Origin of the sequence: Nocardioides sp. YIM 152315 (genome assembly GCF_029210375.1) — a bacterium.
Classification (GTDB): Bacteria; Actinomycetota; Actinomycetes; order Propionibacteriales; family Nocardioidaceae; genus Nocardioides.
In genome coordinates this window covers 162,966-184,721 of sequence record NZ_JARGER010000015.1, presented here as the reverse complement: position 1 = coordinate 184,721, position 21,756 = coordinate 162,966, and the positions used below count along the sequence as shown (strand labels likewise).

23 protein-coding genes are annotated in these 21,756 nt (G+C 73.1%); 14 read left to right on the top strand and 9 right to left on the bottom strand.

Annotation, left to right across the window (positions count from 1 at the left end; all coding sequences use genetic code 11):
* Nucleotides 1–5: 5 nt before the first annotated feature.
* The 4 genes from pucL to PZ894_RS04740 are packed head-to-tail and all read left to right on the top strand — an operon-like array spanning nt 6 to nt 3,497.
* Nucleotides 6–902: a factor-independent urate hydroxylase gene (pucL, locus tag PZ894_RS04755; RefSeq protein WP_275742935.1), complete on the top strand. Its 897-nt coding sequence runs from the start codon at nt 6–8 to the stop codon at nt 900–902.
* Nucleotides 902–1,354 (top strand): 2-oxo-4-hydroxy-4-carboxy-5-ureidoimidazoline decarboxylase, encoded by a 453-nt coding sequence (uraD, locus tag PZ894_RS04750; protein WP_275742934.1) that lies wholly within the window; start codon nt 902–904, stop codon nt 1,352–1,354. Before pucL ends, uraD begins: the two co-directional genes overlap by 1 nt.
* The gene (allB, locus tag PZ894_RS04745; protein WP_275742933.1) at nt 1,351–2,679 is read left to right on the top strand and encodes an allantoinase AllB; all 1,329 of its coding nucleotides are present in this window, start codon (nt 1,351–1,353) and stop codon (nt 2,677–2,679) included. The genes uraD and allB overlap by 4 nt, the downstream gene beginning before the upstream one ends.
* Nucleotides 2,676–3,497, top strand: a complete 822-nt coding sequence (locus PZ894_RS04740; RefSeq protein WP_275742932.1) for a bifunctional allantoicase/(S)-ureidoglycine aminohydrolase — start codon at nt 2,676–2,678, stop codon at nt 3,495–3,497. Before allB ends, PZ894_RS04740 begins: the two co-directional genes overlap by 4 nt.
* A 10-nt stretch (nt 3,498–3,507) precedes the next feature.
* Here the strand turns inward: PZ894_RS04740 and PZ894_RS04735 are convergent, their stop codons facing one another.
* Both PZ894_RS04735 and PZ894_RS04730 read right to left on the bottom strand, forming a co-directional pair.
* Nucleotides 3,508–4,986, bottom strand: coding sequence for an amidohydrolase family protein (locus tag PZ894_RS04735; RefSeq protein WP_275742931.1), 1,479 nt, complete (start codon nt 4,984–4,986; stop codon nt 3,508–3,510).
* A gap of 22 nt (nt 4,987–5,008) precedes the next feature.
* On the bottom strand, nt 5,009–6,091 hold the full coding sequence (locus tag PZ894_RS04730; protein WP_275742930.1) for an LCP family protein: 1,083 nt from the start codon (nt 6,089–6,091) through the stop codon (nt 5,009–5,011).
* Between the two features lie 141 nt (nt 6,092–6,232).
* Here PZ894_RS04730 and PZ894_RS04725 point away from each other — a divergent pair, with 141 nt between their 5' ends.
* Entirely contained in the window at nt 6,233–7,717 is a 1,485-nt protein-coding gene (locus PZ894_RS04725) for an AlkA N-terminal domain-containing protein (RefSeq protein WP_275742929.1), read from the top strand.
* A gap of 1 nt (nt 7,718) precedes the next feature.
* Nucleotides 7,719–8,198, top strand: a complete 480-nt coding sequence (locus tag PZ894_RS04720) for a methylated-DNA--[protein]-cysteine S-methyltransferase (RefSeq protein ID WP_275742928.1) — start codon at nt 7,719–7,721, stop codon at nt 8,196–8,198.
* Nucleotides 8,199–8,318: 120 nt separating this feature from the next.
* On the opposite strand, the gene PZ894_RS04715 is transcribed toward PZ894_RS04720, so the two are convergent.
* Nucleotides 8,319–8,936, bottom strand: a complete 618-nt coding sequence (locus PZ894_RS04715) for a histone deacetylase (RefSeq protein WP_275742927.1) — start codon at nt 8,934–8,936, stop codon at nt 8,319–8,321.
* A 13-nt stretch (nt 8,937–8,949) separates the two neighbouring features.
* On the bottom strand, nt 8,950–9,672 hold the full coding sequence (locus PZ894_RS04710; RefSeq protein WP_275742926.1) for an IclR family transcriptional regulator: 723 nt from the start codon (nt 9,670–9,672) through the stop codon (nt 8,950–8,952).
* Nucleotides 9,673–9,789: 117 nt separating this feature from the next.
* On the opposite strand from PZ894_RS04710, the gene leuC reads away from it, so the two are divergent.
* The 3 genes from leuC (at nt 9,790) to PZ894_RS04695 (ending at nt 12,807) form a co-directional block, all read left to right on the top strand.
* Nucleotides 9,790–11,205, top strand: a complete 1,416-nt coding sequence (leuC, locus tag PZ894_RS04705) for a 3-isopropylmalate dehydratase large subunit (protein WP_275742925.1) — start codon at nt 9,790–9,792, stop codon at nt 11,203–11,205.
* A gap of 26 nt (nt 11,206–11,231) precedes the next feature.
* A complete protein-coding gene (gene leuD, locus PZ894_RS04700) occupies nt 11,232–11,840 on the top strand; it encodes a 3-isopropylmalate dehydratase small subunit (protein ID WP_275742924.1) in 609 nt (202 codons plus the stop codon).
* A 298-nt stretch (nt 11,841–12,138) separates the two neighbouring features.
* Nucleotides 12,139–12,807 (top strand): HU family DNA-binding protein, encoded by a 669-nt coding sequence (locus tag PZ894_RS04695; protein WP_275742923.1) that lies wholly within the window; start codon nt 12,139–12,141, stop codon nt 12,805–12,807.
* Between the two features lie 52 nt (nt 12,808–12,859).
* Here PZ894_RS04695 and cofC read toward each other — a convergent pair whose 3' ends face one another.
* Entirely contained in the window at nt 12,860–13,504 is a 645-nt protein-coding gene (cofC, locus tag PZ894_RS04690) for a 2-phospho-L-lactate guanylyltransferase (protein WP_275742922.1), read from the bottom strand.
* Nucleotides 13,505–13,595: 91 nt separating this feature from the next.
* Between cofC and PZ894_RS04685 the strand changes: the two genes are divergently transcribed.
* A complete protein-coding gene (locus PZ894_RS04685) occupies nt 13,596–14,381 on the top strand; it encodes a lysophospholipid acyltransferase family protein (protein WP_275742921.1) in 786 nt (261 codons plus the stop codon).
* Nucleotides 14,378–15,391 carry an NAD(P)H-dependent glycerol-3-phosphate dehydrogenase gene (locus PZ894_RS04680; RefSeq protein ID WP_275742920.1) on the top strand — a complete coding sequence of 338 codons (1,014 nt, stop codon included), beginning with the start codon at nt 14,378–14,380 and terminating at the stop codon, nt 15,389–15,391. The genes PZ894_RS04685 and PZ894_RS04680 overlap by 4 nt, the downstream gene beginning before the upstream one ends.
* Before the next feature lie 43 nt (nt 15,392–15,434).
* On the opposite strand, the gene PZ894_RS04675 is transcribed toward PZ894_RS04680, so the two are convergent.
* Entirely contained in the window at nt 15,435–16,520 is a 1,086-nt protein-coding gene (locus PZ894_RS04675) for an aminotransferase class I/II-fold pyridoxal phosphate-dependent enzyme (protein WP_275742919.1), read from the bottom strand.
* A 32-nt stretch (nt 16,521–16,552) separates the two neighbouring features.
* Between PZ894_RS04675 and PZ894_RS04670 the strand changes: the two genes are divergently transcribed.
* Nucleotides 16,553–17,686: a D-alanine--D-alanine ligase family protein gene (locus tag PZ894_RS04670; protein WP_275742918.1), complete on the top strand. Its 1,134-nt coding sequence runs from the start codon at nt 16,553–16,555 to the stop codon at nt 17,684–17,686.
* Between the two features lie 14 nt (nt 17,687–17,700).
* Here PZ894_RS04670 and PZ894_RS04665 read toward each other — a convergent pair whose 3' ends face one another.
* On the bottom strand, nt 17,701–18,162 hold the full coding sequence (locus PZ894_RS04665) for a DUF3515 domain-containing protein (RefSeq protein ID WP_275742917.1): 462 nt from the start codon (nt 18,160–18,162) through the stop codon (nt 17,701–17,703).
* Nucleotides 18,163–18,225: 63 nt separating this feature from the next.
* Nucleotides 18,226–18,462, bottom strand: coding sequence for an Lrp/AsnC ligand binding domain-containing protein (locus PZ894_RS04660; RefSeq protein WP_056149245.1), 237 nt, complete (start codon nt 18,460–18,462; stop codon nt 18,226–18,228).
* 112 nt (nt 18,463–18,574) lie between these two features.
* Between PZ894_RS04660 and PZ894_RS04655 the strand changes: the two genes are divergently transcribed.
* Entirely contained in the window at nt 18,575–19,537 is a 963-nt protein-coding gene (locus PZ894_RS04655) for a thiamine-phosphate kinase (RefSeq protein WP_275742916.1), read from the top strand.
* 153 nt (nt 19,538–19,690) lie between these two features.
* Here the strand turns inward: PZ894_RS04655 and rpmB are convergent, their stop codons facing one another.
* A complete protein-coding gene (gene rpmB / locus PZ894_RS04650; protein ID WP_011756723.1) occupies nt 19,691–19,876 on the bottom strand; it encodes a 50S ribosomal protein L28 in 186 nt (61 codons plus the stop codon).
* A gap of 181 nt (nt 19,877–20,057) precedes the next feature.
* On the opposite strand from rpmB, the gene PZ894_RS04645 reads away from it, so the two are divergent.
* A complete protein-coding gene (locus PZ894_RS04645; protein ID WP_275742915.1) occupies nt 20,058–21,722 on the top strand; it encodes a DAK2 domain-containing protein in 1,665 nt (554 codons plus the stop codon).
* Nucleotides 21,723–21,756: the final 34 nt, after the last annotated feature.

The following is a 21,756-nucleotide window of genomic DNA, read 5'->3' as shown; positions in this document are numbered from 1 at the left end:
CCTCGATGGCACACAGGCTGGGACGCAACCAGTACGGCAAGGCGGAGACCCGTGTCGTGCGGATCGTCCGCGACTCCGACCGCCACGACATCCGGGACCTCAACGTCTCGACCTCGCTGCGCGGCGACTTCGCGGACGCGCACATCAGGGGCGACCAGGCCCAGGTCCTGCCCACCGACACCCAGAAGAACACCGCCTTCGCCTACGCGAAGCTGCACGGCGTCGACTCCATCGAGAGCTATGCGATCGCCCTCGGGCAGCGCCTGCTGGAGGCGTGTCCGGCCGCGACCTCGGCGCAGGTCAGCGTCGAGGAGTACGCCTGGGACCGCATCGGCGACCACTCCTTCGTGCGCCGGGGCGGCGGGGTGCGCACGGCCGTGGTGACCAGTGGCCGCGGGCGGAGGCACGTCCTGTCCGGGGTCAAGGACCTCGTGCTCCTCAACTCCACGGACTCGGAGTTCAAGGGGTTCCTGACCGACGAGTTCACGACCCTGCCCGAGACGGACGACCGCATCCTCGCCACGTCACTGGTGGCGACGTGGCGCCACACCGGCGCCGACAGCCGCACCGACGTCGACTGGAACGCGTCGTACGACGCCGCAGTGGCGACGCTGCTGGGCGCCTTCGCCGGCACCTACTCCCGGGCGCTGCAGGAGACGCTCTTCGCGATGGGCGACGCGCTGCTCGAGGCCCAGCCCGAGCTCGCCGAGGTCCGGCTCTCCGCGCCGAACCGGCACCATCACCTCGTGGACTTCAGCGGGTTCCGGGTCGACGGGCTGACGAACGACGGCGAGGTCTTCGTCGCGACGGACCGTCCCTACGGACTGATCGAGGCCGAGGTGACCCGGGACGGTGCGCCGCCCGCAGGTGATGCCTGGCTCGCCGTCCCGGGGTTCTGCTGATGCCGGCGGTCGAGGTCGGTCGGGAGACGCTGCTCGGGTGTCTGTCCGTCCCCCGATGGGCGGACGACGTGCTGGCGGGACAGCCCTACCCGAGCCGGGAGGCACTGCTCGACGCTGCGGACCGCGCCGCCGCCGAGCTCAGCGACGACGAGCTCGATCAGGCGCTGTCGGCACACCCCCGGATCGGCGAGCGCGGCGGCGCGCAGTCGCGGCGCGAGCAGGCGGGAGTCGATCCGGCGAGCCGAGACACGGCGGCGCGGCTGCGGGACGGCAACGCGGCGTACGAGGCGCGGTTCGACAGGGTCTTCCTGATCCGGGCTGCCGGCCGGAGCGGCGAGGAGATCCTGGCCGAGCTCGACCGTCGCCTCGGGAACGGCGACGCGGCCGAGCGCGCGGAGACGGTCGACAACCTCCGACAGATCGCGCTGCTGCGGCTCGAGGCGGCCCTGTGAGGCCGGAGCTGGTGGTGCGCGCCCGGCGCGCGATCATCGGCGACGCCGAGGTCGGCGCCGCCGTCGGCGTCGCCGCCGGGCGGATCGTCAGCATCACGGCGTACGACGCGCCGCCCGCCGCCGGGCGCACGGTCGACCTGGCGGACGACGAGGTGCTCCTGCCGGGCCTCGTCGACACCCACGTCCACGTCAACGAGCCGGGACGGACCGCGTGGGAGGGATTCGCGTCCGCGACGCGCGCGGCGGCGGCGGGCGGGGTGACGACGATCGTCGACATGCCGCTGAACTCGGTCCCGCCGACGACGACGCTCGACCACCTCCGCGCGAAGCAGCGTGCGGCGCAGGGTCAGGTCGCCGTCGACGTCGGGTTCTGGGGCGGCGCGGTCCCGGGCAACCTCCCCGACCTGGCGCAGCTGCACGACGCCGGGGTCCTCGGCTTCAAGTGCTTCCTGCTCGACTCCGGCGTCGACGAGTTCGGCCACCTCGACCCCGACGAGTTCGGTCGCGCGATGCGCGAGACGGCCAGGCTCGGAGCGTTGCTGGTCGTGCACGCCGAGGACGCCGGCGAGCTGCAGCCCGCGGCCCTCGACGGCCGGCGGTACGCCGGGTTCCTCGCCTCCCGGCCGCAGGCCGCCGAGCGGTCCGCGATTGCGCAGGTCGTCGCTCGGGCCGAGGCCACCGGTGGACGCGCTCACATCGTGCACCTCAGCGCCGCGGAGGCACTGCCCGTGCTGCGGGAGGCGCGGGCGGCGGGCGTGGACGTGAGCGTCGAGACCTGCCCGCACTACCTGACCTTCGACGCCGAGGACATCGAGGACGGCGCGACCGAGCTCAAGTGCTGTCCGCCCATCCGCGAGGCCGCCAACCGGGAAGCCCTCTGGACCGCCCTGGCCGCGCGCGAGATCGACCTCGTCGTCTCCGACCACTCGCCCTGCACGCCCGACCTGAAGCGTCGAGGCGACGGCGACTTCGCCCACGCGTGGGGCGGCATCGCCTCGATCCAGCTGGGACTGCCCGTCGTGTGGACCGAGGCGCGGGCACGAGGGCTGCCACTGTCCGACGTCGTCCGGTGGATGGCCACGGCACCCGCCGACCGCGTCGGGCTGCGGCGGAAGGGTCGGATCGCGGTCGGCGCCGACGCCGACCTGGTGCGGTTCGCACCCGCCGAGGAGTTCACGGTCGAGCCCGCGAGGCTGCATCACCGCAACCCGGTCTCGGCGTACGCCGGGCGCCGACTGGCGGGCGTGGTCCGCGAGACCTGGCTGCGAGGCGAGCCCGTCGGCGAGTCGCCGCGTGGACAGCTGCTGAGGAGAGGCACGTCATGACCTACCACGTCCCCCGCGGCGGGCTTCCCCCGCAGACGGCGCTGACCACCGACCGGGCCACGTTCACGGAGGCGTACGCCGTCATCCCCGGCCGCACGCTCAGCGACATCACCACGTCCTACCTCCCCGGCTGGGACGGGACGCGCCTGTGGGTGCTCGCCCGACCGCTGTCGGGCTTCGCCGAGACCTTCAGCCAGTACGTCGTCGAGGTCGCGCCGGGCGGCGGGGGGTCACACGACCCCGCGACGGACCCGGACGCGGAGGCGGTCCTCTTCGTCGTCGCCGGCACCGGCGCGCTCGACATCGAGGGCGCCGAGCACCCGCTCGGTCCCGGCAGCTACGCCTACCTGGCCGCCGGGGCCGCCTGGGCCCTCCGCAACCAGGGGCCTGACGTGCTCTGCTTCCACTGGATCCGCAAGGCCTACGAGCGAGCCGACGGACTCGAGGTCCCCGAGTCGTTCGTGACGCGGGAGCAGGACGTCGCGCCGGTCGACATGCCCGGGACCCACGGCGCCTGGTCGACGACACGGTTCGTCGACGTCGCGGACCTGCGTCACGACATGCACGTCAACGTCGTGAGCTTCGAGCCCGGCGGCTCGATCCCGTTCCCCGAGACGCACGTCATGGAGCACGGCCTCTATGTGCTCGAGGGCAAGGCGGTCTACCTGCTCAACCGGGACTGGGTCGAGGTCGAGGCCGGAGACTTCATGTGGCTGCGCGCCTTCTGCCCGCAGGCCTGCTACGCCGGCGGGCCCGGTCCCTTCCGCTACCTGCTCTACAAGGACGTCAACAGGCACGTGCGCCTCACGCTGCGGTGAGCCAGGTCGGTCAGGCGGGCACGCCCCGCACCGGGCGACCCGGATAGGCGTCGGCGTCGAGCACCCCGTCGCGGATCACGAAGGTGCCGCCGACGACCAGGTGCCGGACGCCGCCGGAGGGGCGGACCGGGTCGGTGACGGTCGCATGGTCGGTGAGCGTCTCCGGGTCGAGGACGACCAGGTCGGCGTCCGCGCCCGGTGAGAGCAGGCCCTTCGTACGCATCGACGGCGCGACCTCGTCGAGCACGCGCGCGGGCAGGTAGGAGCAGCGGCGGAAGGCCTCCGGCCAGGTCCAGACGCCGTGCTCGACCACCATCAGCCGGAGGCTGCGCGCGAACGTGCCCGCGGTCCGCGGATGGGTCGACGCGCCCGGCGGCAGCGGCCACTCGCGGGTGTCGTGGCGGTGGTCGGGCCACTCCAGCGGCATGGCGTCGCTCGCGACGATCGCGTCCGGGAAGGCCAGCGCGCGGCGCAGCAGCGCGCGGTCGGCCTCGTCGCGCTCGTCGAGGAACTCGATGACGCACGTCGCGCCCGGGTCGAGCTCGCGGAGCTCGGCCAGCCGGCGTACGTCGGCGACGCGCTCGCCGGTGCCGAGCATCACGACGCTGGACGGCGTCAGCCCCCAGGCCGGCAGCCGCTCGGGGGCGAGGAAGAAGGCGCCCACGCTCGTGCTGCCCATGGAGTAGGGGTAGGCCTCGACCGTGACCCGCGACCCGGCGCTGCGCGCCTGCTCGAGGGTGCGGAGCACCCGGTCGACGTGGCGGCGCGAGGTGCTGTTGACGTGGCAGTGATGCATGGCGGCGCCGGTCTCCGCGGCGGCGACGGCGACCTCGCTCGAGCCGTCGACCGGTGTGGTGGGGTCGGCTTCGACGAGCTCGCGGACGTGCGTGAAGGTCGGTGCGCCCGCGGTCGCCGCGAGCCGGGCGACGGCCAGGTACTCGGCCGGGTCCGAGCGCGGCGCGTAGCCCATGAGGACGCCGATGCCGAGCGCCCCGTCGGCGAGCTCGCGCTCCAGCAGGCCCAGCCAGGCGGTCAGCTCGGCGGGCGAGGACGTGCGCTGCCAGTCGAGGTTGCCGAGCAGGCCCGCCGAGGCGTCGAACCGCGCGGTCGGCCCGAGACCCGCGAGCACCTGCCCCCGCGCGTCGGTCCACGACGCGGAGAAGCCGTAGTTGAGCACCCTTCCCGCGGCGGCCGCCTCGGCGTACGCCCGCTCGAGCGGCATCAGGCCGGCCTCGAGGTCGAGGTTGGTCGTCACGCCGTCGAACGCCTGGAGGCGCTGCCCCGCGATCGAGTGGACGTGACTGTGGAGGTCGACGAACCCCGGGCCGACCACGAGGCCGCTCACGTCGACGACGGTCGCGTCCGTGGCCGGGACCGGCTCACGCGACACCGCGAGGACGGATCCGTCCCTGATCACGACGTCGGCCACGGCCTCGGTGCCGGCGGCCGGGTCCGCGACGCGTCCGCCGCGCAGTATGGTGGTAGTCACCCCGGCATTCTCCCGCGCGGTCTCAGCCGGCGGCGCACAGGCCGTTGGCGGCGGCGTTCTCCTTCGACCCGCTCGGGTTGCGTCCGCTGATCGCGCCGCGACCGAGCGAGCCGAGCGGCTCATCGTCCACGACCTTCTGCCACAGCTGGTCGGCCTCGGGGAGGAGCTGCAGGCGGCCCCAGTTCGGACTGTCGATCGGGAAGTCGGCCGTGGGCGCCGTGACGAACCGGATCTTGTCGAGGTCGGCCTTGCGCAGCGACGACGCCAGGTCGACGAGCTCGCCGACACTGGCGATCTCGGGGTTCGTCTGGATCGAGCCGGCCAGGGCGCTGGCGAACCGGAACAGCTTGTCGGGCCGGGTCAGCGTGTCGGCGGACATCACCCGGTTGAGCATCGAGGCGATGAAGGCCTGCTGGCGCTTCATTCGGCCCAGGTCGGCGTTGGGGGTGGACGTCCGCTGGCGCACGTACGCGAGCGAGTCCTCGCCGTAGAGCTTCCGGGTGCCGGCCTCGAGATGGATGTTGTGCTCGGTGTCGTCGATGTCGGCCGGGATGCAGACCTCGACGCCGCCGACGGCGTCGACCATGTCCTTGAAGCCGCCGAAGTCGATGACCATGTAGTCGTCGACGTAGACGCCGGTGACGGCCTCGACCTGGAGGGCCGCGCACGGCGCGCCGCCGAGGGCGAACGCCTCGTTCCACATCCGGTCGGCCGCGGCCGGGATCGTGCGACCGTCGACGCGGCACTCGGGCCGGTCGACGAGCGTGTCGCGCGGGATCGAGATGCCGTACGCCGTGCGCCGCCCGTCGGCCACGTGCAGCAGGATCGTCATGTCCGAGCCGCCGAGTCCGCCCTCGGTGTCGATCCCGCAGCCGTCGCAGTCGCGGGTGTCCGTGCCGAGGACGAGCATGTTGAACGCGCCCGTCGGCAGCTTCGGCTCCTGGCGCACGCTCCGGTGCTCGATCGAGCCCCCGACGTCGATCTTCCGGTCGACGTGGTTGTAGGCGAAGACGACTCCGGCACCGGTGAGCAGGGCGATCACCAGCTCGGCGACGACGATGACGACCAGCACCGTGCGTCGCTGCCGACGGGTCGCCTTGGCCACGGCGGATCCTCCCTCCCAGTCCCGAGATCCACGCTGTGCGCGGAGCCTACGCCCTGCCCGCCACGGGTATGGTTCCGAGGCGTGACGGCGGTGTCCGATTTCCGCCAGTAACCACCGGCCGCGTCGGGGAGGATATGAGGCATGAACCCGACTCCCGAGATGCGGCTCGATCCCGAGTCCTGCTACCGGGCGGTGAAGTCGCGGGACCGCCGCTTCGACGGCGTCTTCTACACCGCCGTCCGCACGACGGGCATCTACTGCCGACCATCGTGCCCGGCCCGCACGCCGGCGTTCCACCACGTCTCGTTCCACCCGAGCGCCGCCTCGGCGCAGGCGGCGGGCTACCGCGCCTGCAAGCGATGCCTTCCCGACGCCACCCCCGGCAGCCCCGACTGGGACGTCGCGGCCACCGCCGCGGGGCGGGCGATGCGGCTCATCGCCGATGGGGTGGTCGACCGCGAGGGCGTCGACGGCCTCGCCGACCGGGTCGGCTACACCGCGCGGCACCTCGGCCGGATCCTCTCCGCCGAGCTCGGCGCCGGTCCTCTGGCGCTCGCGCGGGCCCGCCGCGCGCAGACCGCGCGCGTGCTGATCGAGACCACCGACCTGACCTACGCCGACATCGCGTTCGCCGCCGGGTTCTCCAGCGTCCGCCAGTTCAACGAGACGATCCGCGAGGTCTACGCGTCCTCGCCGACCGACCTCCGCGGCCGACGCGGCGGCCGACCCGCGACCGGCACGGTCACGATGCGGCTCGCGGTGCGCACGCCGTACGCCGGCAGCGCGCTGCTCCGGTTCCTCGCGATCCGCGCGGTGCCGGGAGTCGAGGCGGCGGGGGAGGGTTGGTACGCCAGGACGCTGTCGCTGCCGCACGGCTCCGGCACCGTGCGCATGGAGATCCCCGACGAGCCGGAGCCCAACCGCACGGCGTTCGTGACGGCGACGTTCACGCTGGAGGACCTGCGCGACATGAGCGCCGCGACCGAGCGCGTGCGTCGGCTGCTCGATGCCGACTGCGATCCGGTGGCGGTCGCGGACGCGTTCGCCGGCGATCCGCTCGTCGGGCCGCTGGTGCGGACCTGGCCCGGGCTGCGCGTGCCCGGGCACGTCGACGGCCACGAGATCGCGGTGCGCGCCGTCCTCGGCCAGCAGGTGAGCGTCGCCGGGGCGCGCACGGTCGCCGCCCGGCTGGTCGCCGAGCACGGCCGGCCGCTCGCCCGGCCGGTCGACGGGCTCACGCACCTCTTCCCCGACGCCGCGACGCTCGCCGCGCTCGACGCCGAGGACCTGGCGATGCCGCGCTCCCGCGGCCGTGCGTTGATCGCGCTGTGCGCGGCGCTCGCCGACGAGTCGATCGCCCTCGACCGGGGACCCGATCGCGACCACGTTCGCCAGGCACTGCTGGCGATCCCCGGCATCGGACCGTGGACGGCCGACTACGTCGCGCTGCGCGCGCTCGGCCATCCCGACGTGTTCCTGCCGACCGACATCGGCATCCGCGACGCACTGCGCGGCCTGGGCCGGAACCCGGCCGAGGCCGCCGCGCTCGCCGAGGCGTGGAGCCCCTGGCGCTCCTACGCCCAGCTCTACCTCTGGCAGACACTCACCACCCCGAAGGAGCACTGACATGTGGACCGTGATGGAGTCCCCGATCGGACCGCTGCGGCTCGTCGAGCAGGGCGGCGCGATCACCGCGATCGAGTTCTCGCCCTTCCGCGACGCCGACGGTCGGCCGCGCGGCGACCAGGAGGACGACCACCCACTGCTCGTCGAGGCCGCCCGCCAGCTCCGGGCCTACTTCGACCGCGACCTCAAGGAGTTCGACCTCCCGCTCGCGCCGCAGGGCAGCGACTTCCAGCAGCGGGTGTGGGCGCAGCTCCTCGGCGTCGGCTGGGGCGAGACCGCGTCGTACGGCGAGATCGCGCACCGCCTCGGCATGACCAACGCGGCGTCGCGGGCGGTCGGCCTGGCCAACGGCCGCAACCCGATCCCGATCGTGATCCCGTGCCACCGCGTCATCGGCGCCAACGGCACGCTCACCGGATACGCCGGCGGCCTCGACCGCAAGCAGCTGCTCCTCGAGCTCGAGCAGGATGCGTTGTTCTGAGCGGATCGCGAAACGATCCGCTCGGCTGGCCAAGGCGGCGGTGGCTCCGGCTCGGTTCCGAGGCGCAGAAACGGTGCCTCTCCCACCGCCGGTTCGTCCGGGGGCAAGCGGGTCCGAGTCTCAGGCCGCCAGCAGCTCCAGCAGCTCGTCGCGGCTCCAGGCCGGCGTCGCGCCGGGGCACTCGAGCAGGTAGTCGGCGAGCGCACCGTCGTCGAGGTCGTGCGTGTGTCGCAGGCCGCGGGCCATGGTGGCGACGTAGGCCGGCGCCGGGGCGCGCAGCCCCAGCGGCTCGACGTCGGAGGTGCTGAAGGTCAGCACCGGCCGGCCGTCGAGCTCGCCGGCGAGGTGCACGGTCTCGTAGTGACCGGGGCCGACGGCGTGGCGACCACCGAAGAGCACCTCGTCGAGGTCGTGGTCGACTCCGGGCTCGCGCCCCATCTCCTGCTCGAGCACGTCGGCGAACTGGTCGGCCGTCACGAGGTACGCACGAGCGAGCGTCTCGGCGTCGGCATCGGGGTCGTGGAACGCGACCCCGCCGCCCCACGTCGGCGACCGCCAGGCGAAGCGCACCTGTCCGGGCATCCGGAACGGTCGGTCGTCGAGGGCGTCCGTCGGCTCCCGCGCGCCCGGATAGGTGCGTGCGGCGCCCGGTGGGCAGCCGCCGAGGAGGTAGCAGCGGAAGCGCTCGGCGTCCAGGTTGGAGCCGTACGCGGCGTACCAGAGGGTGTCGAGGGGCACGAGTGCCCAACGATCACTCGGCCGCCGCGCGACGCAGGGACTCCGAGAGTCGCTCGGCGGCGGCGATGACGGCGGGGGCGTGCATCCGGCCCGGCTGTCGGGAGAGCCGCTCGAACGGCCCGGACACCGAGACGGCGGCGATGATCTTGCCGCCGGGGGAGCGCACGGGTGCGGAGACCGACGCGACCCCCTGCTCGCGCTCGCCGACCGACTGCGCCCAGCCGCGGCGGCGTACGCCGGAGAGCGCGGCCGCCGAGAACGCGGAGTTCTGCAGCCCCCGGTGCATCCGCTCGGGGTCCTCCCACGCGAGCAGGACCTGGGCGGCGGAGCCGGCACGCATCGTCAGCTGCGAACCGACCGGGATCGTGTCGCGCAGGCCGCTGGGCCGTTCGGCGGCAGCGACGCAGACTCGGTGGTCGCCCTGGCGGCGCCACAGTTGGGCGGACTCTCCGGTGATGTCGCGCAGCCGCGCGAGCACCGGCCCCGCAGTGGCGAGCAGCCGGTCCTCGCCCGCGGCCGCCGACAGCTCGGCGAGCCGGGGGCCGAGCACGAACCGGCCCTGCATGTCGCGCGCGACGAGTCGATGGTGCTCCAGGGCGACCGCCAGCCGGTGCGCGGTCGGCCGGGCCAGGCCGGTGCCGGCGACGAGGCCGGCGAGCGTCGCCGGCCCGGACTCGAGTGCGGTGAGCACGAGGGCGGCCTTGTCGAGGACGCCGACGCCACTGGAGTTGTCCATATGGCAATACTGCCGTCTCAGATCATGGGATGCAAGCGGTAGGGTGCGCGGACACGGGAAATCCGTGGGCGTCGACAGCGGTGTCGACGGCGAGCCGAGACGAAGGGGAGCGAAGTCATGGGCAAGACCCTGGCGGAGAAGGTGTGGGACGAGCATGTCGTCCGCTCGGTCGACGGGGAGCCGGATCTCCTCTTCATCGACCTCCACCTCATCCACGAGGTGACCTCGCCCCAGGCCTTCGACGGCCTCCGGCTCGCCGGGCGCCCCGTACGCCGCCCCGACCTCACCCTCGCGACCGAGGACCACAACGTCCCGACCGTCGACTGGGACAAGCCCATCGCCGACCCGGTCTCGCGCACCCAGGTCGAGACGCTGCGCACCAACTGCGAGGAGTTCGGCGTCCGCCTGCACCCGCTGGGCGACGTCGAGCAGGGCATCGTGCACGTCGTCGGACCGCAGCTGGGCCTCACCCAGCCCGGCATGACGATCGTCTGCGGCGACTCCCACACGGCGACCCACGGAGCCTTCGGCGCGATCGCCTTCGGCATCGGGACCTCGGAGGTCGAGCACGTGCTCGCGACGCAGACGCTGCCGCAGGCCCGCCCCAGGACGATGTCGGTCACCGTCGACGGCGACCTGCCCGAGGGCGTCACCGCGAAGGACCTGATCCTCTACCTGATCACGCAGACCGGCACCGGCGGCGGCCAGGGCTACATCGTCGAGTACCGCGGCGACGCGATCCGCGCACTCTCGATGGAGGGGCGGATGACCGTCTGCAACATGAGCATCGAGTGGGGCGCGAAGGCCGGCATGATCGCGCCGGACGAGACGACGTTCGCCTACCTCGAGGATCGCCCGGAGGCCCCGAAGGGAGCCGAGTGGGACGCCGCGCTCGAGCACTGGAGGAGCCTGGCCACCGACGACGATGCCGTGTTCGACAAGGAGATCGCGATCGACGCGGCCGACGTCACGCCGTGGGTCACCTGGGGCACCAACCCGGGTCAGGGCGCACCCCTCGGCGGCACGATCCCGGCGCCTGGCGACTTCGACGAGGAGATCGACCGGGTCGCGGCCGAGAACGCCCTTCGCTACATGGCCCTCGACGCCGGCACGCCCCTGCGCGACGTCCACGTCGACACCGTGTTCGTGGGCTCGTGCACCAACGGCCGCCTCGAGGACCTGCGCCTGGCGGCCGAGGTCATCAAGGGCCACAAGGTCGCCGACGGCACCCGGATGCTCGTCGTACCGGGATCCGCGCGCGTGCGTCTCGAGGCCGAGGCCGAGGGCCTCGACCTGGTCTTCAAGGAGGCAGGGGCCGAGTGGCGCGGTGCCGGCTGCTCGATGTGCCTGGGCATGAACCCCGACACGCTGTCGCCCGGCGAGCGCAGCGCCTCGACGTCCAACCGCAACTTCGAGGGCCGGCAGGGCAAGGGCGGACGCACCCACCTGGTGTCGGTGCCGGTCGCTGCCGCGACGGCCGTGCGCGGCACGCTGTCCTCGCCCGCCGACCTGCGGCCCGTCGCGGCCCGCTGATCCGATCCGACGAGAGGGAGAGCGTCATGGAGAAGTTCACGACCCACACCGGCGTCGGGGTGCCGCTGCGCCGCAGCGACGTCGACACCGACCAGATCATTCCGGCCGAGTACCTCAAGCGCGTCACGCGGACCGGCTTCGAGGACGGGCTCTTCGCCGCGTGGCGCAACGATCCGTCGTTCGTGCTGAACCGGCCGGCGTACGACGCGGGCACGGTGCTCGTGGCCGGCCCCAACTTCGGCACCGGGTCGTCGCGCGAGCACGCCGTCTGGGCGCTGCAGAACTACGGGTTCAGGGTCGTGATCTCGCCGCGCTTCGGCGACATCTTCCGGGGCAACTCCGGCAAGGCCGGGCTCCTCACGGCGCGCGTCGACGACAAGGTCGTGCTGCGACTGTGGGAGCACCTCGAGGCGGAGCCGGGTGCCACGGTCACCGTTGACCTGGAGGCTCGCACCGTGCGCGCGGGCGAGGGGCACGACGCGATCGAGGACTCCTTCGACATCGACGACTACACGCGGTGGCGGTTGCTCGAGGGACTCGACGACATCGGCATCACCCTGAGCCACGATGACGACATCGCCGCCTTCGAGTCGAGTCGCCCGAGCTGGAAGCCGGCCACGCTCCACGCGGGTTGACCGCAGACCCACGATCCGGCCGATGCCGAGATTTCCCTGTCCTGGTTGGGAAATCTCGGCATCGGTTCATTTGGGCAGCGCCCGCCGCGCAGGTCCCGAACGGAGGAAATTGCCCGCCGCTGAGCGGATCTGAGTGCGCTTCGGGCGTTCGTCCGCCATCGCAAGCGCGGAGGACGCCGACGAAAAACACGTCGCAAAACACCCTCTGGTGATTGTGAGTATCGCCCCGTTTACCTAGCGTGCATTGAAGAAAGTCGAGCATGGGCTCGACCACAAGCGTTCATTGGAAGGGAAGACAGTGAACAAGTCAGAGTTCATCGAGGCTCTCTCGTCCCGTTTCGACGGGAACAAGAAGGCCGCCGCCCACGCCCTCGAGTCCGTGCTCGACACGATCACGCGCGAGGTCACGAGGGGCGAGAAGGTCGCGATCACCGGCTTCGGCTCGTTCGAGAAGCGGATCCGCGAGGCACGCTGGGTCCGCAACCCGCAGACGGGTGCGCGCATCAAGGCGAAGAAGACGGCGGTGCCGAAGTTCACCGCCGGCGCCGACCTCAAGAACGTCGTCTCGGGAGCCAAGAAGCTGCCGAAGCTGACGCTGGCCGCAGCGCCCGCCGCGGCCAAGAAGGCGTCGGCGGCGAAGAAGGCCGCGCCCGCCAAGAAGGCGGCTCCGGCCAAGAAGGCGTCGACCGCCAAGAAGTCCTCGACCGCGAAGAAGGCGGCACCGGCCAAGAAGGCGTCGGCAGCGAAGAAGGCCACCCCCGCCAAGAAGACCGCGAAGAAGGCTCCGGCCAAGAAGGCACCGGCCAAGAAGACCGCTCCGGCCAAGAAGGCGCCGGCCAAGAAGACCTCGACGGCGAAGAAGGCACCTGCGAAGAAGGCGCCCGCCAAGAAGGCTCCGGCCAAGAAGGCTCCGGCCAAGAAGACCACGGCCAAGAAGACGGCCAAGAAGACGGCCAAGAAGGCCTGACGCCAACGGCTCCCCGGACGGGCCGTCACCCCTCGGGGTGGCGGCCCGTTCGTCATGTGGTGAGCATCGCGACCGACGTGGCCGGTCCGAGCCCGAGGCCGGTCGCGTCGGCCAGGTCGTCGGCGTCGTCGACGTCGCGGCGCACGGACGCGGGCGCGTCCGTCACCTCCAGCGCCCCGGACTCGAGGTGGGCGGCGCGGGACTCGTGACCGAACCGGGGATCGAAGAGATCGTGCGCCGCGGCGTACATGGTGGTGCCGACGGCAGCGGCGTCGGGGACGAAGCGTGGCCGGTCGCGGACCGTCGCCCCCATCCGGTCGAGCACGGCGTCGAGATCGTCCGGCCGGAGCGCGGGCAGGTCGGCGCAGATCGCGACTGGCACCAGGCCGGCCCAGCGCCGGCGTGCCTCGGCCGCGGCCTGGCGCAGCGACCCGTTGAGGTCACCGGAGACCCCGTCGGGGATCGCGTCGCAACCCAGCGCCGAGAGCACCGTCGAGAAGTGGGCGTCGTCGGTCACGACCAGCACCTCGGCCACGCGCTCGGCGCGTAGGCACGCCCGCACGGTGTCCTGCGCGAACGCCTCGGCGAGCCGACGGCGGGCGTCGCCGTCGAGTCCGGCGAGGCGCGACTTGCCGACGGCCGGCGGCTTGACCGGGACCAGGACGGCGTACGTCGCGACGAGCTGGGACGGGGGCATCGACCCGATCCTGTCAGGTGCGCAGGAGGACGGCGGCACGGCGTCCGCGGCGCAGACGGGCACCGGGCATCCGACCGAGTAGCCTGCGCACGTGGTCGTTCGCAAGATGCAGGAGAGACGCAACTGGGCATGGCACCTCGCCGTGCCCATCGTCCGCAGCGCTCTGGTCGCCACGACCACCCACGAGTGGATCGGAGGGGAGCGGATCCCCGAGGCCGGCGGCTGCATCATCGTGCTCAACCACGTGTCGCACGTCGACCCGCTCACGGCGGCGCACCTGGTCTACGACCACGGCCGGCTGCCGCACTACCTCGCCAAGTCCGGGCTGTTCCGGAACAAGGCACTCGCGTCGTTCCTCACCGCCGCCGGGCAGATCCCCGTCGAGCGCCTCAGCAGGAACGCCGCGGGCGCGTTCGACGCCGCGGTCGCCGCCGTGCGCGGCGGCAAGTGCGTCGTGGTCTACCCCGAGGGCACGATCACCCGCGATCCGGAGGGCTGGCCGATGACGGGCAAGTCGGGCGCGGCGCGGATCGCGCTCGAGACCGGCTGCCCGGTGATCCCGGTGGGGCAGTGGGGGGCGCAGCAGCTGCTGGCGCCGTACGCGAAGATGCCCGACCTGTTCCCGCGCAAGCTGGTCACCATGCTCGTGGGGGAGCCGGTCGACCTGTCCGACCTCGCCGCCCAGCCGCGCTCGGTCGCGGTGATCCAGCAGACGACCGACCGGATCATGGCCGCGATCACCGCGCTGGTCGAGGAGGTGCGGGGGGAGACGGCTCCCATCGAGCGCTTCGACATGAGGCGGGCGGGGGTGCGCCAGACCGGCAACCCGAACAAGCCCGAGCCCGAGAACAAGATCCCCGGGGAGGACCCGTCGTGACCGCTTCGCACGGCAAGGTCGCCGTCTTCGGCGCCGGCTCCTGGGGCACGGCCTTCTCGATCGTGCTGGCCGACGCCGGCAACGACGTCACGCTGTGGGCGCGCCGCGAGGAGGTCGCCGCGACGGTCAACGACAAACGCGAGAACAGCGAGTACCTCCCGGGCGTCGAGCTCCCGCCGGCCGTCCAGGCGACCCACGACGTCGAGAAGGCGCTGCACGGCGCCGACGTCGTCGTGCTCGCCACGCCGTCGCAGTCCCTGCGCGCGAACCTCACCGAGTGGGCGCCGTACGTCGAGCCCGGGGCGGTGCTCGTGTCGCTGATGAAGGGCGTGGAGCTCGGCACGCTCGAGCGGATGAGCCAGGTGATCGCCGAGGTCACCGGCGCCGGTCCGGAGCGGATCGCGGCCGTCAGCGGACCCAACCTCGCCAAGGAGATCGCGCGCCGCGAGCCCGCCGCGTCGGTCGTGGCGTGCGCGGACGAGGAGGTCGCGAAGCGCATCCAGGCGCGCGTGCACTCGCCGGCGTTCCGCCCCTACACGAGCGTCGACGTGCTGGGCTGCGAGCTGGGCGGCGCCTACAAGAACGTCGTGGCGCTCTCGGTCGGCATGGCCGTGGGACTGGGGTTCGGCGACAACACCACTGCCTCCGTCATCACCCGCGGCCTCGCCGAGACCGCACGGCTGGCGATGGCCCTGGGCGCCAACCCGCTGACGCTGATGGGCCTCGCCGGCCTCGGCGACCTGGTCGCGACGTGCTCGTCGCCGCTGTCGCGCAACCGCACGTTCGGGGAGAAGCTGGGGCAGGGCATGACGACCGAGGAGATCGTCGCGTCCACGCGTCAGGTCGCCGAGGGCGCGAAGTCCTGCTCGTCCCTGCGGGCGCTCGCCGAGCGCACCGGGGTCGACGCACCGGTCGCGCAGTACGTCGACGAGGTCATCGCCGGCCGGATGACCGCGCAGCAGACCATGGACGCCTTCCTCACCCGCGACACCAAGGCCGAAACCGACTGACCCCGCGGCCCGAGCGCCGACCCGCCCGAAAGTTTCGGGCGGGTCAGACCAGGTCGTCGAGCGCCTTCTCGAGGTCGGCCCACAGGTCGTCGACGTCCTCGATGCCGACCGACATTCGCACGAGCCCGTCGGGGATCGTGGCGGCCTCGCTGCGCCAGCGACGCCGCCGCTCGAACGTCGACTCGACGCCGCCGAGCGAGGTGGCGTTGACCCAGAGCGCGGTCTTGTGGGTCAGCAGGTCGGCCGCCATCGCCCCCTGGGCGAGGACGATCGCGACGATGCCGCCGAAGCCCGGGTAGCGGACCTCGCCGATCGCCGGGTGGGCCTGCAGCCTGCGGACCAGCTCCCGCGCGTTGTCCTGGGCCCGCTCGACGCGCAGGTGGAGCGTCCGCAGGCCCCGCAGTGCCAACCACGCCTCCAGGGTGCCCGGGGTCGCGCCGACCAGGTCGCGCCTGCCCTTGAGCACGCCGTGGAGCTCGTCGTCCCGGGTCACGACGGCGCCGAGCAGGGCGTCGCTGTGGCCCGCGAGGTACTTCGTCGCGGAGTGCAGCACAATGTCGACCTCGTCCTCGAGCGGTCGCTGCAGCACGGGCGTGGCGAAGGTGTTGTCGACGACGACGTAGGCGCCGGCGTCGTGCGCGGCCGCGCGGATCGTCGGGATGTCGGCGACCTCGAGCGCCGGGTTCGTCGGCGACTCCAGCCACACCAGGGCGGCACCGTCACACGCGGCCATGACGGAGTCGGTGTCGGTGATGTCGACCAGCCTGGCCTTGATCCGGCCGCGCGCCTCGAGGTCGGCGAGCTGCATCACGCTGCCGTTGTAGGCATGCCGCGGCGCGACGACGGTCGCACCCTGGCCGACCAGGTCGAGCACCGTCGCCACCGCCGCGAGACCCGTGGAGAAGGCCAGCGCCCGGCCGCCCTCCAAGGCCCCGAGCGCCTCCTCGAAGGCCGCCCAGGTGGGGTTGCCGTAGCGGCCGTACTCGAGATCGCCGCCCGCGACGTAGGTCGACGCCATCACGATCGGCTGGTTCAGCGGCTGGTCGGCCTCGTGCGGCGGCCGGCCGGTGGTCACGGCGACGGTGGCGGGTCGCAGGCTCGGCTCTGGGGTGGGCGGGGCGTCGGTCATGGGGTGCACGCTAGATGGATAGGGTCGAGCCGATGAACTCCGCATCGGGTCGGGCACCCCGCAAGCCCCGAGTCGCCGTCGTGTTCGGCGGCCGGTCCAGCGAGCACGCGATCTCCTGCGTCACCGCCGGCAGCGTGCTCGCCGCGATCGACCCCGAGCAGTACGACGTCGTCCCGATCGGCATCGCGATCGACGGTCGCTGGGTGCTGGAGTCCGGCGACCCGGAGCGGCTGCGGATCCAGGGACCCGACCGGCTCCCGTCGGTCGACGGCGACCGGGCCACGATCGCGCTCGCGCCCGAGGCGGCGTCGACGGGGCTGGTCGTCACCGAGCCGGCGAGCCCGCCGCGCACGCTCGGCGAGGTCGACGTCGTCTTCCCCTTGCTGCACGGGCCCTGGGGAGAGGACGGCACCATCCAGGGGATGCTCGAGATGGCCGGGGTCCGCTACGTCGGCGCCGGCGTCCTGGCCTCGGCCGTCAGCATGGACAAGGCCTACATGAAGGTGGTGCTCCAGGCGGCCGGCCTGCCGGTCCTGCCCTGGGTGGTGGTGACCGCGAGGGAGTGGGAGCGCGACGCCGTGCGGTGCCGCGACCAGGCCGCGCGGCTGGGGTTCCCCCAGTTCGTGAAGCCGGCGCGCGGCGGCTCGAGCTTCGGCATCTCCAAGGTCCACGACGCCTCCGAGCTCGACGCCGCGATCGAGGAGGCCGCCCGCTACGACCCGAAGATCCTCGTGGAGGCGGCGGCCGTCGACGCCCGCGAGATCGAGTGCGGGGTGCTGCAGGCGCTCGAAGGGACCCCCGAGACCAGCCTCCCGGCCGAGCTGCGCGTCGGCGGCGACCACGAGTTCTACGACTTCGCCGCCAAGTACCTTCCCGGCGAGCACACCGAGATCGACATCCCGGCCGACCTCCCCGCCGAGGTGACCGAGCAGGTCAGGGAGCTCTCGGTGCGCGCGTTCACGGCGGTCGGCTGCGAGGGGCTCGCGAGGGTCGACTTCTTCGTGCTCGCGGACGGCCGGGTCGTGGTCAACGAGATCAACACGATGCCCGGCTTCACGCCGACCTCGATGTACCCGCAGATGTGGGCGGCGTCCGGCGTCGACTACCCGGCGCTGGTGGACCGGCTGATCCGGCTCGCGCTCGCGCGCGACACCGGCCTGCGCTGACCGGCCGGCTCAGCTCAGCACCCGTCGACCTCGTCCAGGTCGCGCGCGATCACCTTGGCGAGCGCACCGATGGCGTTGCCGAAGCCGTCGGGGCGGTAGTCGGACGGCAGCCGGAGCTCGACCCGCGGGTGGTGGTTGAGCTCGGTCGCGGTCACGTCGACGTCCTGATCGCCGTCCGCGGCGGCGGCCATCACGTCGTCGGGCACGAACCAGCTGGCGTCGTCGACGCGCACACAGCTCGCGCCCGCGGTGAAGTCGGCGGGCTCGGCGACCCCGCACGTCACGACGATGGCGGGGTCACCCCAGGCGGCGCCGTACGCCGTGTCGCCGCTCGTCTCGCGTCGCTCCTGTCCGGCGAGGGTCTCGGGCAGGTCGTCGACGAGGCTCCGGCAGGTGGCGGCGTCGGCCGAGGAGAGGTCAGGGGCGTCGATCTCGACGGGTCCCGCGGAGCAGCCGGCGACCAGCGCGACCGCCACGCATGCGACGGCGCCCCGTGTCGTCAGCGACACGGGGCGCCGGAGTCGCGCGAGGTGGGGCACTCAGATGTGGACGACCGGGCAGGTCAGCGTGCGGGTGATGCCGTCGAGGTTCTGCACCTTCGAGACCACCAGCTTGCCCAGCTCGTCGACGTTGCGGGCCTCGGCGCGCACGATCACGTCGTAGGGACCGGTGACGTCCTCGGCGAGGGTCACGCCCTTGACCTGGGCGATGGCGGACGCCACCTCGGCGGCCTTGCCGACGTCGGTCTGGATCAGGATGTACGCCTGGACGACCATCGAGCTCTCCCTCGGGTTGTTGCTGGCAGGGACGCCCCAACCTACCGTGCGGTACTCGCGTGTCGGTAGGTGGCCGCGCGCCGTGGACCCCGGCGTCTGGTGGGATGGGGTCATGGCCGCCCCCGCTCCGTTCCCGCCCGACGCCACGCTCGCCGATGCGGGGGAGTTCGGGCTGATCTCGGCGCTGGTGGACCTCTTCCCGCAGGGGGAGCAGGTCCTCGTGGGTCCGGGCGACGACGCCGCGGTGCTGCGGATCCGCAACGGCCACGTCGTGGTCTCGACCGACCTCGTCGTCGAGGGTCGGCACTTCCGTCGCGACTGGGCGAGCGCCGAGGACGTCGGCCACCGGGCGGCCGCCCAGAACCTGTCCGACATCAACGCGATGGGCGGCCGCGCCACGTCGCTGACCGTCGGGCTGGCGGCGCCGGGCGACCTGCCCGCCCGGTGGGCCCTCGACTTCGCCCGTGGCTTCGCCGACGAGTGCGCGCTGGTCGGCGCCAGCGTCGTGGGCGGCGACCTCACCAGCGCCCACGAGATCGTGATCGCGGTGACCGTCCTCGGTGGGTGCACCCAGGCGCCCGTGCTGCGCTCGGGCGCCCGTCCGGGCGACGTGCTCGCCCTCCACGGCCGCCAGGGCTGGTCGGCGGGTGGCCTCGCCGTGCTCGGGCGGGGGTTCCGCTCGCCGCGCGTGCTCGTCGACGCCTACCGTCGCCCCGAGCCGCCGTACGACGCGGGCCGGATCGCCGCCGAGGCCGGTGCGACCGCGATGATCGACGTCTCCGACGGCCTGCTGGCGGACGCCGGCCACATCGCCGACCTGTCGGAGGTGGCGATCGACGTGCACACGGCGGCGTTCGAGGTACCCGAGCCGTTGCACGCCGTCGGCGCCGCGCTGGGGGCCGAGCCGCTGTCGTTCATCCTCGGCGGAGGGGAGGACCACGCGCTGCTCGCGACCTACGCCGACGTGGCCGCCGTGCCCGACGGCTGGGCCGTCATCGGGGCGGTCGGGGAGGGGGCCGGCGTCACGGTCGACGGCGCGGCGTACGACGGGCCCACGGGCTGGTCACACTTCTGACGGACTTCTCGGGCACTCCCTGCACTTATCGGGTGTTGCAGGCGAGAAGTGCAGGGATACCCGGTGGACCGGGTATCCCTGCACCGATCCGGCCCCAGACGCGACGAGGCCCCGACCACAGGGTCGGGGCCTCGTCGACGAGACGACGTCAGGTCAGCGGGTGACCTTGCCGGCCTTGAGGCAGCCGGTGCAGACGTTCAGGCGCTTCGGGGTGCCGTTGACGGTCGCCCGCACGCGCTGGATGTTGGGGTCGAACCGACGCTTCGTGATCTTGCGCGACCACGGCCGGTTGTTGCCGAAGCCCGGCTTCTTGGCGCAGATGTCGCAGACGGCAGCCACGAGGTACTCCTGAAACGAATCGATGATCTGACAGAGCGAGGGGCCCGCGAACGGGCAACCGCACCAGCGTATCCGACCACCCCGCGGACGCGGAAATCGCGCGATGGCCACTAGCCTGTGGCACTCATCTCCCGGAGCGCCGCACGCGGCACCCGGACAGTCTCCCCGATCGAGGACGGCGATGGAAACTCCGCGCGGCGGTGTCATCACGGTCGAGGTCGTGCTCCGCTTCGTGGACCTCGCCACCGACGCCCTCGCCGCCGCCCGCGAGGAGATCGACGCGCTCAACGTGTTCCCCGTGCCCGACGGCGACACCGGCACGAACATGTACCTCACCGTCTCCGCCGGTCGGGACGCCATCCGCGGCGTGGTCGAGGCGGACCACGACCTCGAGGTCGGCGCCGCTCTCGCGACGTTCAGCCGCGGCGCCCTGCTCGGCGCCCGGGGCAACTCCGGGGTGATCCTCAGCGAGATGCTCGGCGCGATCGCCCGCCGGATCTCGCAGGCGGGCCCCGACGAGCGCAACGCCCGGGTCATGGCCGCGGCGCTGCACGAGGCGGCCGAGGCGAGCTACGCGGCGGTGGGTACGCCGGTCGAGGGCACGATGCTCAGCGTGATCCGCGCCGCTGCCGGCGCGGCCGTCGCCAGCGCGGAGGGCCCCGGCACCCGCGCGCGCGACGTGTTCGCCGTCGCCGCGGCGGCGGCCCGCGAGGCGCTCGCCCGGACCCCTGAGCAGCTGCCGACCCTGGCCGCGGCCGGGGTCGTCGACGCGGGCGGGCGCGGGGTCAGCGTGATCCTCGACGCGGCCGAGACCGTGCTGACCGGGCGACGCCCGGTGCCGGTCACCTCCCCGCTCGGCACGCGGCACATCCCGGTGCCGGCCACCCGGCCGGCCGGGGGCGACCTCAGCGCGGAGGGCCCGTCGTACGAGGTCATGTACCTGCTCGACGCCGACGACGCGGCCGTGCCCGCCCTGCGCGAGGCGCTCGCGCCGCTCGGCGACTCGCTGGTGGTGGTCGGCGGCGACGGGCTCTGGAACGTCCACGTGCACGTCGACGACGTGGGCGCCGCGATCGAGGCCGGCATCGGTGCCGGCCGACCGCACCGGATCCGGGTCACCCACTTCGCCGAGCAGGTGGAGGCGGCCCGCGCTCGCACCCCGTCGACGCGCACCGGCCGCCGGGTGATCGCGGTCGCGGCGGGCGACGGCCTGGCGCGGCTCTTCGAGGCCGCGGGCGCGGTCGTCGTGCGCGGCGGTCCAGGCCAGCGGCCCTCCACCGGAGACCTGCTCGAGGCGATCACCACGTGCGGCGCGGCCGAGGTCGTCGTCCTCCCCAACGACGCCGACTCGGTCCGGGCGGCCGAGACCGCGGCCCGCACCGCGGAGGCCGACCTCGGCAGCGCGCTGCGCATCGCCGTGATCCCGACCCACGCGCAGGTCACCGGGCTCGCCGCGATCGCCGTCCACGAGCCCGGCCGGGCCTTCGACCAGGACGTGCTCGAGATGACGGCGACCGCCCGCCACGCGCGCCAGGGCGCCGTGACCGTCGCCGCGAGGCAGGCGATCACGATGGCGGGACCCTGCGAGCCCGGTGACGTCCTCGGCGTGGTCGCCGGCGACTTCGCCGTCGTCGGCCCCGACCTGCTCGAGGTCGCCAGGGACGTCGTCGACCGGCTGCTGGCCGGCGGCGGCGAGCTCGTCACGATCGTCGCCGGCGAGGACGACGCCGAGGGCACGCTGGCCACCCGCTGCGCGGCGTACGTCGAGGAGCACCACCCCGCTGTCGACGTCGTGGTGTACGACGGAGGGCAGCCGCGCTACCCGTTGCTGATCTCTGCCGAATGAGGGGCCGAATGAGGGGCCGAATGAAGGAACGTCC